We start from the raw sequence: 14,818 nt of genomic DNA, 5'->3' as shown, positions 1-14,818 counted from the left end.
CGTGTTTTTCACTGTGGCTTTCCTGCCGAAAGCCGTTTAAGGAGCCGATGCCAGTTGGCCGGGCAGCCGCGCTTTACCAATGTCGAAAGACGGTAAGGTGAGGAAAGTCCGGGCTCCACGGAAACACGGTGCCGGATAACGTCCGGCGGGGGCGACCCCAGGGAAAGTGCCACAGAGAGCAAACCGCCACGCATGCGTGGTAAGGGTGAAAGGGTGGGGTAAGAGCCCACCGCGCGACTGGTAACAGAAGCGGCAAGGTAAACCCCACCGGGAGCAAGACCGAATAGGGATGACGCGGGGCGCGCAAGCGCCTACAGCCGGTTTTCGGGCCAGTCATCCGGGTGGGTTGCGAGAGGCGGTGTGCAAACATCGTCCCAGATGAATGGCTGCCACGTTCCGGGTCAAACCGGTGCCATACAAAACCCGGCTTATAGGCCAACTGGCGATTTTCCTCCTGATGAGGGCCTTTGCGGATTTGATTCCGCTTTTCCTGTTATTGCACTGAAATGTATGAATAAATCGTGGTTTATGGCTCGATTTTGTGCGCCGTTTCGATTGCGCTTTCGTAAGCCGCATAAACCATTCATTAAACTTAACGGTCTATGAATATACGATGCGGAAGACGGTATTGTGCTGGCTTCTCCCATTGACGCCCATAGTGTCCCATGGTATCCCAAATGCACATCGCAAAGGGTCGTGTTTCTGGCCCGCAATCGCTGAAATCTTCGGAAGGCCTCCTTGGGGCTGCTGTGGAACATGCTGTTCTAACGGCTGGCGTGTTGTCGTGTGTATCGGTGTGGCCTGCGGGGCGGTTGGTCCGTCCTTCGGGTGGTGTTTTAAACGAGACGGGCAATGAACCGCTTTCTATCGAACGTCACGAACAAGATCGATACAAAGGGACGGGTCTCCGTTCCCTCGGTATTTCGTTCCGTTCTGGCCGTGCGCGGTATTCAAGAATTGTATTGTCTGCAGGATTTCGCGTTTCCGGCGATCAGTGTCGGTGGGCCGGATTTGCTGGATCGTTACGAGCGGCAAATCTCGGCGATGGATGCTTTTTCGCCGGAGGCCAACATGATGTCGTTGCTGGTTCACGGCGGCGGCGTTTTTATGAAGCTCGATTCCGAAGGGCGGCTTATGGTGACGGATTTCATCCGGGAGTTTACCGGGATTTCCTCCGAGGTCACATTTGTCGGTCGAGCAGACCATTTTCAGCTTTGGCAACCGGATGCTTTTCAGGAAGCGCAGGTGGCCGCAAGATCCGGGCGCAGTTTTGCGGTAACGCGTCCGGTTTGATACGGGGAAACAAGATGACAGTGAATTCCGACGAAGGCATTGATGATGCCGGTGGCGAAACCGTTCGTCATATTCCTGTTTTGTTGAAGGAAGTGCTGGTCGCTCTCGATCCGCAACCCGGCAAGATTATTCTCGATGGTACATTCGGGGCAGGCGGCTACACCCAAGCGATTATAGATCAAGGCGCAGAGGTGATCGCACTTGATCGCGATCCGAATGCCATTGCTGCCGGTCAGGTAAAAGTTGCAGCCAATGGCGGACGCCTCACTCTTATTCAGTCACGGTTTTCAGACCTTGCTCACCATGCTCCGGAAGGTGGTCTTGACGGCGTGGTTCTGGATATCGGCGTGTCTTCCATGCAGATCGATGAGGCCGACCGTGGTTTCTCCTTTCAGAAAAACGGCCCACTCGACATGCGTATGTCATCGTCAGGCGTATCAGCTGCTGACGTGGTCAATCGCTGCAAGCCAGGTGATCTGGCGCGTATCTTCGGTTTTCTCGGAGAGGAAAAGCAGGCGGGTCGCATTGCGCGCGCCATCGAAAAGAAGCGTGCCGAAGAACCTTTCCGCACCACGCGCGATCTGGCCGGGCTGATTGAAATCGTTACCCCGCGCAAGGCCAAGGACAAGATCCATCCTGCCACGCGGGTGTTTCAGGCGCTGCGTGTATTCGTCAATGATGAGCTTGGTGAACTTGCCTCGGCGCTGTTTGCTGCCGAACGGGCGTTGAAGCCTGGCGGCCGACTGGTGGTGGTGACGTTCCATTCGCTGGAAGACCGTATCGTCAAGAAGTTCTTTGCCGATCGTTCCGGTCGTGCTTCCGGCTCCCGTCACATGCCGATGGTTGAAGAGAAGTCTCCAATATTTGATGCGCTGGGCAAGCCGATGGTTGCAGCCACCGAAGAAGAAGCCGCATTGAACCCACGTGCCCGTTCCGCAAAGCTGCGAGCCGGTGTGCGCACCGCAGCCAAGGCGCCAAAGGCGGATGTCTCGATATTCGAGTTGCCCGATCTGGCAAGCCTCGAAAAACTGGGAGGCTGACATGCTGCGTACTTTTGATCTCGTTCTGGTCGGCGTCATGATTTCCGCAGCGGTCGTTACCTATACGATCAAACATCGTGCGGATGAAAAACTGGCCGAGGTTCGCAAGCTCGAAACCGAAATCAAGCTGGAGAAGGACACGATTGACCTTCTGCGCGCGGACTGGGCCTTGCTGACGCAGCCAAATCGTCTGCACCGCCTCGTGACGGTTTATGGTGACGAGTTGAAGCTGGTTCCGACATTGTCGACCCAGCTTGCACAGCCGAGTGAACTGCCGATGTTGCGCTCGCAGTTGCCGCAGCCGCCAGAGCCGGAAGGCATGAGTGTCGAGGATGCGATTGCCTCGGCGACTGCCGGCTCCAACGATACCAAACTTGCTTCGCGTGGCGCGACAACCGGCGGGCTGGCCTCTAAGGGCATTCCCGTTCCGCAGCCGCGTGCTTCCGTACTTGGTGTAGATACAACGACAACAGGATCGGTGAACCGCTGATGTCATTTCTTTCCCGTATCATGGTTCACAAAAGCCGGGCACATTACTCCGTATCAACTGGAGGTGTGACCGATCATGCAGCCTTTGAAGGCGCACGCAAAAAACGGGCAGGGCAGGCCAAAAGCCGCGTTGGTATCATCGCGCTGAGCTTTACGGCCTTTTACTGTGTTATCGGTGGACGTCTGGTGCAGTACGGCATGGAAAAGCCGGAAATCGTTTCCAGCATTGCACCGGCCGACCGGCTTATGGCATCACGTCCTGACCTCCTGGACCGTAACGGCGAAGTGCTAGCAACCGACATCAGGACCGTTTCGCTGTTTGCCGAACCGCACCGTATTGTTGATGTCGATGAAGCCATTGAAAAGCTGAGAACGGTTCTGCCTGATCTCGATGCGCGTGGCACCTACCAGAAGCTCTCTTCCAATTCGCGCTTCCAGTGGCTGCGCCGTCAGCTGACACCAAAGCAGCAGAGCCAGATTTTGGCACTCGGTATTCCCGGCATCGGTTTCCGTCCTGAAAAGCGTCGCTTCTATCCGGGTGGCGCAACGGCCTCGCACATTGTCGGACACGTCAATATCGACAACCGTGGTGTTGCCGGCATGGAGCGTTACGTCGACAGCCAGGGTCTGGCTGATCTGACAGCGCTTGGCATGACGACCGACCAGCCGCTTGAGCCGGTCAAACTGTCCATCGATTTGCGCGTCCAGGCAATCCTGCGCGAAGTCATTTACAGCTGGATCGCAAAAACCGAAGCAATTGGTGCCGGTGCCGTGGTGCTGGATGTCCATACCGGCGAAGTTCTCGGCATGGCATCCGCCCCGGATTATGATCCGAACAATCCGGCTGAAGGCGCCAAGGAAGGTTGGCTGAACCGCATGTCGAACGGTACGTTCGAAATGGGTTCGACATTTAAATCCTTCACTACAGCCATGGCGCTGGACACCGGCAAGGTGCGGATTACCGACAGCTTTGATGCGTCGGCGCCGATCCGTATCGGTGGCTTCACCATCAAGGACTTCCACGGCAAGGGACGTGTTCTCTCGGTGCCTGAGATTTTCCAGTATTCGTCCAACATCGGCACGGCCAAGATGGCTGACGTTGTGGGTATTCAGGGCCATAAGGACTTCCTGACCAAGCTTGGTCTGTTGACGCGTATGAAGACGGAATTGCCTGAGGTGGCGATGCCAACCCAGCCGCGTGAATGGAAGAAGATCAATTCGATCACGATTTCCTTTGGTCACGGTGTGTCGACAACGCCGTTGCAGACGGCGGTTGCCGGTGCAGCACTGGTCAATGGTGGCAAGCTGATCGAGCCGACATTCCTGCCAAGAAGCCGCGCCGATGCCGATGCTGTGGCAACACAGGTCATTCAGCCATCGACCAGCAAGGACATGCGCTTCCTGTTTGACTGGAATGGCACGAAGGGTTCCGGCCGCAATGCGCGTGTCGACGGTTTTGACGTGGGCGGTAAGACCGGCACGGCCGACAAGGTCGTCAACGGCCGTTACGCGCATGACAAGAACTTCAACGCGTTCCTTGCGGCATTCCCGATCAGCGATCCGCAATATGTGGTGCTGACATTTATTGATGAACCAAGGACAGACAAGGGCAACGGGGCGGCGCTTGCCGGTAACACTGCGGCACCAATGGTCAAAGAGATTATCAGCCGTTCTGCAGCCATACTCGGTGTGAAACCAAAGTTCGGTGAGGATGGCTCGGCCTTGCTCGTGTCTTATTGATTGTTAGAGCTTACTATAAACCGACGATTCGAGTCGGGGGACAAGACGGAAAACAGTCGATGAAATTGCGAGATCTGTCCGGAACAGAGTTTCCGGAACTGAACGAAGTTATGCGCTCCACTCTCGGAGAGCTTGAAATCAAATCCCTCACGGCCGACAGCCGTAAGATGGAGCCGGGCGGCTTATTTGTCGCTCTTGCCGGCTCCAAGGCAGATGGCGCAGCCTTTATCAATGATGCTGTTGCCAAGGGTGCATCCCTCATTTTGTCCGGTCATCCGGCTGATGCGCCCGTGCCGGTTCTAGCCGTTTCCAATCCTCGCCGCTATTTGTCGCTGGCAGCCTCCCGTTTTTACGGTGCGCAGCCGCAGACCATGGTGGCTGTTACCGGCACTGCGGGTAAAACCTCCGTTGCGTCCTTCACGCGCCAGATCTGGGCAGCAGCCGGTTATGCGGCAGCGCAGATCGGCACGACCGGCGTTATTTCGCCTAGCCGTTCCGACTATGGTTCGCTGACAACGCCGGATCCGGTATCGCTGCATGCGCTGCTGGCTGAACTGGCTGGCGAAGGTGTAACCCACGCTGCTATGGAAGCATCCAGCCATGGTCTCGACCAGCACCGTCTCGACGGCGTGAAGCTGGTTGCCGGTGCCTTCACCAATCTCGGCCGTGATCATATGGATTACCATCCGACGATGGAAAACTATATGGCCGCCAAGATGCGGCTGTTTAGCGATTTGCTCGAAAAGGGCCAGCCTGCGGTTATTTTCTCTGACGATCCTTGGTCGCAACATGCCATCAAGGCTGCTGAAAGTGCGGGTCTTGATGTGCGCACCGTTGGCCGCAAGGGTAACTTCCTGACGTTGAAGCGCGTTGAACATTTCCGCCACAAGCAGATGATCGAAATTCATCATCAGGGCGAAATTTTCGAAGTCGATATTCCGCTGGCCGGTGATTTTCAGGTCGCCAATGCGCTGGTGTCGGCTGGTCTGGCGATCTCGACCGGCGTTCCGGTTGCTGTTGCGCTGCGCGCGCTGGAGAAGCTGGTGGGTGCGGCTGGTCGCCTTGAGTTGGTCGGTCATGCAAAAAATGGTGCGCTTGCTTACGTGGATTATGCCCATAAGCCCGACGCGCTTGAAAACGTGCTGACCTCGGTGCGGCCGTTCACCTCTGGCCGCATTGTCGTGGTGTTTGGTTGCGGTGGTGACCGCGACAAGGGCAAGCGCCCGATCATGGGGGAGGTTGCCTCACGTCTTTCGGATGTGGTGATCGTGACCGACGATAACCCGCGCTCGGAAGTGCCCGAAACAATTCGTTCCGAAATCATGGCAGCGGCTCCCGGCGCGCTGGAAATTGCTGACCGCGCGCAGGCCATTCGCCATGCGGTGGCGATGCTGGAAAGCGGCGACACGTTGATCGTTGCTGGCAAGGGTCATGAAGAGGGACAGATCGTCGGAACGACGGTCCTACCATTCTCGGACCATCAACAGGTGCGCAGTGCATTGGAGGAGACGTCGCTTTGAACTGGTTATGGACAGTGCAGGAATTGATTTCGGTCATGTCGGGACGGCCGGTCGGCAATTTGCCACTCGGCATAACCGGCATTTCCATCGACAGCCGCACGGTCAAACCCGGTGAAGCCTTCTTTGCGATCAAGGGCGACCGGGTAGACGGGCATGATTATGCCAGCTTTGCGGTTGCCAATGGCGCCGGATTGCTTGTTATCAGCGAGGCGAAGCTGCCGGCGCTCGGCCGTCTGACTGTGCCAATGATCGTGGTGGAAGACGTACTGGCTGCTTTGGTCAAGCTCGGCATTGCGGCACGTGCCAGAAGCCAGGCCAAGATCATTGCTGTGACCGGTTCGGTCGGCAAGACCACAACCAAGGAAATCCTGCGCCAGATACTTGAGCCATCGGGCAAGGTGCATGCCGCCGTTGCCTCGTTCAACAATCACTGGGGCGTGCCTTTGACCTTGGCGCGTATGCCAGCCGATTGTGATTTCGGTGTATTTGAAGTCGGCATGAATCATCCTGGCGAAATTCGTCCGCTGGTAAAGTTAGTGCGTCCGCATGTGGCAACCATCACCACCATTGCTGCGGCCCATTTGGGCAACTTCCGTGACCTCGAAGAAATTGCGGCCGCCAAGGCCGAAATTTTTGAGGGCGTTGAGCCCGGTGGCGCGGTTGTTCTCAACCGTGACAACTCGCAGTTCGATTTTCTTGAGGAAGCCGCCCAGAGGGCTGGTGTCGAACACATCTACACATTCGGTCAGCACGCCAAGGCGGATTTCCGTCTGGCCGATTATGAAAACACCCCTAGCGGTTCGACGTTATGGGCCATCATCAATGGCGAAACCCGCGAATTGCGCATCGGTGCGCCGGGTCGCCATATTGCCGACAACGCCATGGCGGCACTGGGTGTGGCGCTGTTGTGTGGCGCTGATCTCGAAAATGCCGTTTCTGCGCTTCGTCGCCTAGAAGCCGTCAAGGGTCGTGGACAGCGCCACCGCCTGACGGTTGGTGATGGTTCCTTCGTGTTGATTGACGAGAGCTACAATGCTAACCCCGCTTCGATGAGGGCAGCCATTGCGGTTCTTGCAACCGTCGACGCCAAGGCGCAGGGCAGACGTGTTGCCGTGTTGGGCGACATGCTGGAAATGGGCGAGTTTTCTGCGCAGGTGCATGAAGATCTTGCTGGTCCCTTGCTTGCGGCAGGCATTGAAAATGTCTGGCTGGCTGGCGAAGCCATGGCGCATCTGCGCGACGCACTGCCTGACAGTGTCAACGTCTTCTGGTTTGAGACCACGCAGGAATTGAATGAATTCGTCGCCACTGCGGTGCAGCCGGGCGACATTCTGATGCTAAAATCGTCTCTTGGTATTGGTTTCGGCAAGATCGTTGCAGCTTTGCTTGACAAGCATTCGCCATTCCCCGACACGGAACCCCAAAACTAAAACTGCCTTGCTGAAAGGGCAATTATGCTGATCTGGCTTGTCGAACTGGCTGACCATATTCAAATTTTCAACCTGTTCAGGTACATCACCTTCCGTGCCGGTGCGGCCATGTTTACCTCCGCACTGATCGTCTTCATTTTCGGACCTTCGATCATCGCCTCGTTGCGTGTCAGGCAGGGCAAGGGTCAGCCGATCCGCGCCGATGGTCCGCAGACCCATTTCAAGAAGGCGGGAACGCCGACCATGGGCGGCCTGATGATCCTGGCCGGTATTCTCGGCGGCTCTCTGCTGTGGGGTGACCTGTCCAACGTTTACGTGGTCAGTGTGTTGATGGTGACGCTTGGATTTGGCGCCATCGGTTTCTACGACGATTACCTGAAGGTGACCAAGCAGAGCGACAAGGGTTTTTCCGGCAAGGCGCGTCTGGGCATTGAATTTGTCATCGCAGCGATTGCCGTGTTCTTCATGATGAAAATGTCGCTGGCATCCAGCCCGCACAACCCGACACTCGGTACCTCGATCGCGTTTCCGTTCTTCAAGGAATTCGTGCTCAACATCGGCTACTTCTTTGTGCTGTTTGGTGCATTCGTGATTGTTGGCGCCGGTAACGCGGTCAACCTGACCGATGGTCTCGATGGTCTCGCCATCGTGCCGGTAATGATTGCTGCTGCAACCTTCGGCGTGATTGCCTATCTGGTTGGTAATGCGGTTTTTGCAAACTACCTGCAGATCAATTTCGTGCCAGGCACGGGTGAGCTTGGCGTTATCGTTGGTGCGGTTATTGGTGCCGGTCTCGGCTTCTTGTGGTTCAACGCACCACCTGCCGCTATCTTCATGGGTGACACCGGTTCGCTGGCACTGGGTGGCTTGATCGGTTCTGTGGCCGTTGCCACCAAACACGAGATTGTCATGGTCATCGTCGGTGGCCTGTTTGTTATGGAAACCCTGTCGGTCATCATCCAGGTATTCTGGTTCAAGCAGACCGGCCGTCGTGTGTTCCTGATGGCACCAATCCACCACCACTTCGAAAAAAAGGGCTGGACCGAAAGTCAGGTCGTTATTCGCTTCTGGATCATTGCCGTTGGCCTTGCCATGCTCGGCCTTGCCACACTGAAGTTGAGGTGATGGCATGATCCCTGTTACGGTTTTTAAGGGTCGCAAGGTCGCTCTGTTCGGTCTGGGCGGTTCCGGCCTTGCCACCGCAAAGGCGCTGGTTGCTGGCGGGGCTGATGTCGTTGCCTATGACGACAATCCCGACAGCACAGCCAAGGCGGCGGCCGAAGGCATAACCGTTGCGGATCTCAGAACTGTTCATTGGCCGTCTTTGGCGGCCTTTGTTCTTGCTCCCGGCGTGCCGTTGACACACCCCAAACCGCACTGGACGGTTGAGCTGGCGCGCGCCGCCGGTGTCGAAATCATTGGCGACGTGGAACTGTTCGTGCGTGAGCGCCGGGCGCATTCGCCCGATTGCCCATTCATTGCCATCACCGGTACCAATGGCAAATCGACCACCACGGCATTGATCGCCCATATTCTGCGTGCGAGCGGCCGTGACACGCAGCTTGGCGGCAATATCGGGACCGCCGTGCTGACGCTCGATCCGCCAAAGGCAGAACGTTACTACGTCGTGGAGTGCTCGTCCTACCAGATCGATCTTACTCCGACGCTAAACCCGACGGCCGGTCTTCTCCTCAACCTGACACCCGATCACCTCGACCGTCATGGCACCATCCAGCATTATGGTGAAGTAAAGGAGCGGCTGGTTGCTGGCAGCAATACTGCCGTCATCGGGGTTGATGACAGTTACTGCGCATTGATAGCCGACCGGGTTGAACGGGCTGGTGTCAAGGTGCAGCGCATTTCCAAACGCAATGTGGTGGCCGAAGGGCTTTATGCGCAGGACAGCCAGATCATGCTGGCGCAGGGTGGAACGTCGTCGCTGTTTGTCGATCTTGATGGCGTTCAGACATTGCGCGGCAGTCACAATGCGCAGAATGCGGCAGCTGCGATTGCGGCCTGCCTTGCCGTCGGCGTCAGTGCCGATGACATTCGTGCAGGCTTGAAGACATTCCCCGGCCTCAAACATCGCATGCAGCCGGTGGCGCGCCGCGGGTCCGTTTCCTTTATCAATGACAGCAAGGCAACCAATGCCGATGCGGCAGCACCAGCACTGTCGAGCTATGATCGCATCTATTGGATTGCCGGTGGCCTGCCGAAATCCGGTGGCATCTCCAGCCTGTCCAGCCTGTTTCCGCGCATCGCAAAAGCCTACCTGATTGGTGAGGCGGCGGCCGAATTTGCCGCGACGCTAGGCGATACGGTTCCTTATGAAATTTCAGGCACTCTGGATAAAGCTGTCGAACACGCTGCTTCAGATGCGCAAAAAGACGAAAATACCGGCAATGTCGTGATGTTATCACCGGCTTGCGCAAGCTTCGACCAGTATAAGAACTTTGAAGTGCGTGGTGATGCGTTCGTTGCACATGTCGCTGCTCTTGACGGTGTGACAATGCTGATTGGTTCTGGAAAGGGAAACTGACGCTATGGTAAGCCGTATTGACCGAGGTCCGGTTGCCGAATGGTTCTGGACCATTGACCGATTTTTCCTGGCCGCGTTCATTGCGCTGATGGGTATCGGCCTGATGCTTTCCTTCGCCGCATCTCCGGCGGTGGCTGAGCGTATCGGTCTCACCAGCTTTTTTTTCGTTGAACGACACGCGGTATTCATCCTGCCGTCAATTGCAATCATGGTCGGCCTGTCCTTCCTGTCGCCGCGTCAAATCCGCCGCGTCGCGATCATCATGTTGATCGCGTCGCTGCTGATGATGATTTTTGCGCTGTTCTTTGGCATGGAAGTGAAGGGTGCGCGCCGCTGGATTTCCGTAGGCACATTTTCGATCCAGCCGTCCGAATTCATGAAGCCGGCCTTTGTGGTGGTCTGCGCATGGCTGTTTGCTGAACGGGCACGCCATCCGGAAATTCCAGGCAACCTGTTTGCCATCATCACCTTCGGTGTTGTTGCAGCTCTTCTGATTGCCCAGCCTGACTTTGGTCAGACGATCCTGACCAGCGCGGTGTGGGGCGGCATGTTCTTCATGGCCGGCGTTCCATGGCTGTGGATCATCCTGCTTGGCGGTCTGGGTGTTGCTGGTTTCATATCGGCCTATTTCGTTTTCCCGCACGTGGCCGGTCGTATCGACCGCTTTTTGACCGGTGAGGGTGACACGTTCCAGGTGGATACCGCCCGTGAGGCGATCATTCGCGGGAACTGGTTCGGTCAGGGCCCGGGTGAAGGCGTGGTTAAGCGCATCATCCCGGACAGCCATACCGACTTTATCTTTTCCGTTGCAGCGGAAGAATTCGGTATTCTGTTCTGCATGGTTCTGGTGGTAATTTTTGCCTTCATCGTGCTGCGCGGTCTGTCGCATGCCTTTAAGGAAAAAGACGATTTCGCCCGCTTTGCGGTGGCTGGTCTTGTCTTGCAGATCGGCATTCAGTCGATGATCAACATCGGCGTTAATCTTGAACTCATGCCTGCAAAGGGTATGACATTGCCGCTGATCTCCTATGGTGGTTCATCGATGATGGCAATCAGCGTCACCGCCGGTTTCCTTCTGGCATTGACGCGCCACAGGCCGGAAAAGCGTGCGCAGGAGCGCAGCTTTTTCCGCGTAGGGGCAGTGCCCGCGGAGTAATATGAATGAACAAAGGTATTGTGCTGCTTGCCGCCGGGGGAACCGGCGGTCATGTGTTTCCGGCAGAGGCTCTGGCTTATGAGCTGAAAGCGCGTGGCTATCAGGTGCATCTGGTCACCGACAGCCGCGCTGAACGCTATGCCGGCAAGTTTCCAGCCGATGAAATCCATGTCGTGCCATCTGCGACGATCGGTTCGAAAAATCCGATTGCGGTGGCACGTTCACTGTTGAAGCTGTGGACCGGTCTTCGCGCGGCACGCCGCCTCATCACGAAACTGAAGCCTGTGGCCGTGGTTGGCTTTGGTGGTTACCCCACCGTTCCGCCACTGCTCGCCTCTACCGGCCTTGGCGTTCCATCGATGCTGCATGAGCAGAATGCCGTGATGGGCCGCGCCAACAAGGCGCTGGCAAAACGCGTTAAGGCAATTGCCGGTGGTTTCCTGCCGTCGGATCGTGGGGAATATGCCAACAAGACCGTAGCAACCGGTAATCCGGTTCGTCCGGCGGTGCTTGAGGCTGCCAATGTTGCCTATGACCCTTCAGAAAACACCGAGCCGTTCAAGCTTGTTGTGTTTGGCGGAAGCCAGGGTGCGCAGTTTTTCTCTGCCGCCATTCCGGCTGCCATTTGCCTATTGGGGGATGAGAAGCGTTCACGCCTTTCAGTGACCCAGCAGGCACGCCCGGAAGACAAGGACAACGTCATTGCCGCCTATGCCAAGCTTGGCGTGCAGGCGGATGTCTCGCCATTTTTCGGCGACATGGCCGAAAGGATCGGCGCTGCCCATCTGGTGATCAGCCGGTCAGGTGCTTCAACCGTATCGGAACTGTCGGTGATTGGCCGGCCTTCGGTGCTGGTGCCTTATCCGCATGCGCTTGATCATGACCAGGCCGCCAATGCTGCCGCCCTTGCTGGTGCCGGTGGTGCAAGTGTCATCAAGCAATCCGAACTTTCTCCGCAGAAGCTGTCGACCATTTTGGCAGACGCGCTGATACAACCGGAGCGGCTGGCTACGACGGCCGCTGCTGCCAAGGCAACCGGCAAACCGCATGCGGCCTCGGTTCTCGCCGATATGGTGGAAACGCTTGCGCAGGGTGGTTCCATTGCCGAATTTAAAAAGAAAATTGAAGGAGAGCATCCATGAAGATGCCAAAAGCCATAGGTCTTGTTCATTTCATCGGTATCGGTGGCATTGGCATGAGCGGCATTGCCGAGGTGCTGCATAATCTCGGCCACAAGGTTCAGGGTTCTGACCAGTCAGACAGCGCCAATGTGCAGCGTCTGCGCGAAAAGGGCATCGATGTGTTTGTCGGCCACACCGCTGAAAATCTTGGCGAAGCCGAAGTTGTCGTGGTTTCCACGGCGATTAAGAAAAACAATCCGGAACTGATTGCTGCCCGCGAAAAGCATTTGCCGATCGTACGCCGTGCAGAAATGCTGGCCGAACTGATGCGCTTCCGCAATGCAATTGCCATTGGCGGCACGCATGGCAAGACCACGACCACATCAATGGTCGCGACGCTGCTGGAAGCCGGTGAGCTGGACCCGACCGTTATCAATGGCGGAATCATCAATGCTTACGGCACCAATGCCCGCATGGGTGAGGGTGAGTGGATGGTTGTCGAGGCTGACGAGTCTGACGGCACCTTCCTGAAACTGCCGGCAGATGTGGCCGTGGTGACCAATATCGACCCTGAGCATCTCGATCACTACGGTGATTTTGATGCCGTGCGTGCGGCGTTCCGCCAGTTCGTGGAAAATGTGCCGTTTTACGGTTTTGGCGTCATGTGCCTCGACCATCCAGAGGTTCAGGTGCTGGTGGGTAGGATCGAAGACCGCAAGGTTGTCACCTATGGTGAAAACCCGCAGGCCGACGTGCGTTTCTCGAATGTCCGCATTGATGGCACGCGTTCGATTTTCGACGTTGAAATCCGCCGTCGCCGTACCGGCAAGATCTTTTCCTTCAAGGATCTCGTTCTGCCAATGCCAGGCCGTCACAATGTGTCGAATGCCTGCGCGGCCATTGCCGTGGCCAACCGTCTCGGCATCTCGGAAGAAAACATCAAGAAGGGTCTTGCCTCGTTCGGCGGCGTCAAGCGTCGCTTCACGCTGACCGGCACCTGGAACGACGTTCAGGTATTCGATGACTACGGTCATCACCCGGTGGAAATCAAGGCAGTGCTCAGAGCTGCGCGTGAAGCCTGCAAGGGCCGTATCATTGCCGTGCACCAGCCGCACCGCTACAGCCGTCTTTCCAGCCTGTTTGACGACTTTGCGCATTGCTTCAATGATGCAGACACGATTATCCTTGCACCGGTTTATGCGGCGGGCGAAGATCCAATCGAAGGCGCAAACTCCGAAGCTCTGATTTCGGCCATCAAGGCGGCAGGACATCGTGATGCGCGGTTTTTGCCTTCCAAGGACGAACTTGCCAAATTGATCGCAGGCATTGCGAATCCCGGTGATTTCGTGGTTCTGTTGGGTGCTGGTAATATTACGCAATGGGCGGCGTCGCTGCCTTCTGAACTGGAAAGCATATCAGGAAAGTCTGCATGAAACAGGTGGATGGGGTTAAGCTGCTGGGAAGGCTCGGCGAGGGAGTGAATGAACTGCGTGGACGCCTGACGCCGGATGCGCCGATGGACCGCGTTACGTGGTTCCGGGCAGGTGGTCTTGCGGAGCTTATGTTCCAGCCTCACGATGTGGATGATCTCGTTACCTTCCTGAAACTGCTGCCGGAAGATGTGCCGCTGACGGTTGTTGGCGTTGGCTCCAACCTGTTGGTGCGTGACGGCGGCATTCCTGGTGTTGTCGTGCGTCTTTCCGCCAAGGGTTTTGGTGATCTTGAACTGGCTGGCGAAAACCGCATTCGCGCTGGTGCTATTTGCCCGGACAAGCATATTGCCGCGATGGCCATGGACAATGGCATCGGTGGTTTCCACTTCTATTATGGCATTCCCGGTTCAATCGGTGGCGCGCTGCGCATGAATGCTGGTGCCAATGGCGGCGAAACCCGCGAGCGCGTTGTGGAAGTGCGTGCGGTTGACCGTCAGGGCAATATCCACACGCTGTCGAATGAGGAGATGGGTTACACCTATCGCCACTCCAGCGCATCGGAAGGCCTGATCTTTGTGGATGCGCTTTTCGAAGGCTATCCTGAAGACAGAGCAAAAATTCGTGCAGACATGGATGCTGTGCGTCTTCATCGTGAGACTGTTCAGCCGATCCGCGAAAAGACTGGTGGTTCGACCTTCAAAAACCCAGAAGGCCATTCCGCATGGGAGTTGATTGACGAGGCTGGTGGCCGTGGCTTGGTAATTGGTGGCGCGCAGATGTCGTCGCTGCACTGCAACTTCATGATCAATACCGGCAACGCGACCGGCTATGATCTGGAATATCTCGGCGAGACCATTCGCCGCCGCGTGCGTGAGCACTCCGGCATTCAGCTGGAATGGGAAATCAAGCGCCTTGGCCTGTTCATGCCGGGCCGTGAAGTCGAGCCCTTCCTCGGTGGCTGATGCCGCCTGACGCAAAAGCTTTCAATATTTTAAGAACGGCCGGGTTTATCACCCGGCCGTTTTGTTTGTGGGGAGAGGGGTGTCGTGCCAGTGCC

12 protein-coding genes and 1 other RNA gene are annotated in these 14,818 nt (G+C 56.7%); all 13 read left to right on the top strand.

The window, feature by feature from the left end; genetic code table 11:
• Positions 1 to 50 precede the first annotated feature (50 nt).
• The 13 genes from rnpB (at position 51) to murB (ending at position 14,723) form a co-directional block, all read left to right on the top strand.
• Positions 51 to 447: RNase P RNA component class A (gene rnpB / locus HGO37_RS01735), an RNA gene on the top strand.
• Positions 448 to 852: 405 nt separating this feature from the next.
• Positions 853 to 1,293, top strand: coding sequence for a division/cell wall cluster transcriptional repressor MraZ (gene mraZ / locus HGO37_RS01730; protein WP_250981883.1), 441 nt, complete (start codon positions 853 to 855; stop codon positions 1,291 to 1,293).
• A 14-nt stretch (positions 1,294 to 1,307) separates the two neighbouring features.
• Positions 1,308 to 2,333: a 16S rRNA (cytosine(1402)-N(4))-methyltransferase RsmH gene (rsmH, locus tag HGO37_RS01725; protein WP_250981882.1), complete on the top strand. Its 1,026-nt coding sequence runs from the start codon at positions 1,308 to 1,310 to the stop codon at positions 2,331 to 2,333.
• Between the two features lies 1 nt (position 2,334).
• A complete protein-coding gene (gene ftsL, locus HGO37_RS01720; protein ID WP_192488506.1) occupies positions 2,335 to 2,823 on the top strand; it encodes a cell division protein FtsL in 489 nt (162 codons plus the stop codon).
• Positions 2,823 to 4,562: a peptidoglycan D,D-transpeptidase FtsI family protein gene (locus HGO37_RS01715; RefSeq protein ID WP_250981881.1), complete on the top strand. Its 1,740-nt coding sequence runs from the start codon at positions 2,823 to 2,825 to the stop codon at positions 4,560 to 4,562. Before ftsL ends, HGO37_RS01715 begins: the two co-directional genes overlap by 1 nt.
• A gap of 59 nt (positions 4,563 to 4,621) precedes the next feature.
• Positions 4,622 to 6,082 carry a UDP-N-acetylmuramoyl-L-alanyl-D-glutamate--2,6-diaminopimelate ligase gene (locus HGO37_RS01710; protein WP_250981880.1) on the top strand — a complete coding sequence of 487 codons (1,461 nt, stop codon included), beginning with the start codon at positions 4,622 to 4,624 and terminating at the stop codon, positions 6,080 to 6,082.
• Positions 6,079 to 7,512 carry a UDP-N-acetylmuramoylalanyl-D-glutamyl-2,6-diaminopimelate--D-alanyl-D-alanine ligase gene (locus HGO37_RS01705; RefSeq protein WP_250981879.1) on the top strand — a complete coding sequence of 478 codons (1,434 nt, stop codon included), beginning with the start codon at positions 6,079 to 6,081 and terminating at the stop codon, positions 7,510 to 7,512. The genes HGO37_RS01710 and HGO37_RS01705 overlap by 4 nt, the downstream gene beginning before the upstream one ends.
• Positions 7,513 to 7,536: 24 nt before the next feature.
• A complete protein-coding gene (mraY, locus tag HGO37_RS01700) occupies positions 7,537 to 8,637 on the top strand; it encodes a phospho-N-acetylmuramoyl-pentapeptide-transferase (protein WP_250981878.1) in 1,101 nt (366 codons plus the stop codon).
• 4 nt (positions 8,638 to 8,641) lie between these two features.
• A complete protein-coding gene (gene murD / locus HGO37_RS01695) occupies positions 8,642 to 10,051 on the top strand; it encodes a UDP-N-acetylmuramoyl-L-alanine--D-glutamate ligase (RefSeq protein WP_250981877.1) in 1,410 nt (469 codons plus the stop codon).
• 4 nt (positions 10,052 to 10,055) lie between these two features.
• Positions 10,056 to 11,207 (top strand): putative lipid II flippase FtsW, encoded by a 1,152-nt coding sequence (gene ftsW, locus HGO37_RS01690; protein WP_192488512.1) that lies wholly within the window; start codon positions 10,056 to 10,058, stop codon positions 11,205 to 11,207.
• Positions 11,208 to 11,212: 5 nt separating this feature from the next.
• Positions 11,213 to 12,349 (top strand): undecaprenyldiphospho-muramoylpentapeptide beta-N-acetylglucosaminyltransferase, encoded by a 1,137-nt coding sequence (gene murG, locus HGO37_RS01685; protein WP_250981876.1) that lies wholly within the window; start codon positions 11,213 to 11,215, stop codon positions 12,347 to 12,349.
• A complete protein-coding gene (murC, locus tag HGO37_RS01680) occupies positions 12,346 to 13,761 on the top strand; it encodes a UDP-N-acetylmuramate--L-alanine ligase (RefSeq protein WP_250981875.1) in 1,416 nt (471 codons plus the stop codon). Before murG ends, murC begins: the two co-directional genes overlap by 4 nt.
• A complete protein-coding gene (murB, locus tag HGO37_RS01675) occupies positions 13,758 to 14,723 on the top strand; it encodes a UDP-N-acetylmuramate dehydrogenase (RefSeq protein WP_250981874.1) in 966 nt (321 codons plus the stop codon). Before murC ends, murB begins: the two co-directional genes overlap by 4 nt.
• Positions 14,724 to 14,818 lie beyond the last annotated feature (95 nt).

It is taken from the genome of Rhizobium sp. CG4 (genome assembly GCF_023701965.1).
Lineage (GTDB): Bacteria > Pseudomonadota > Alphaproteobacteria > Rhizobiales > Rhizobiaceae > Agrobacterium.
This window is presented reverse-complemented; position numbering and strand designations above follow the sequence as displayed.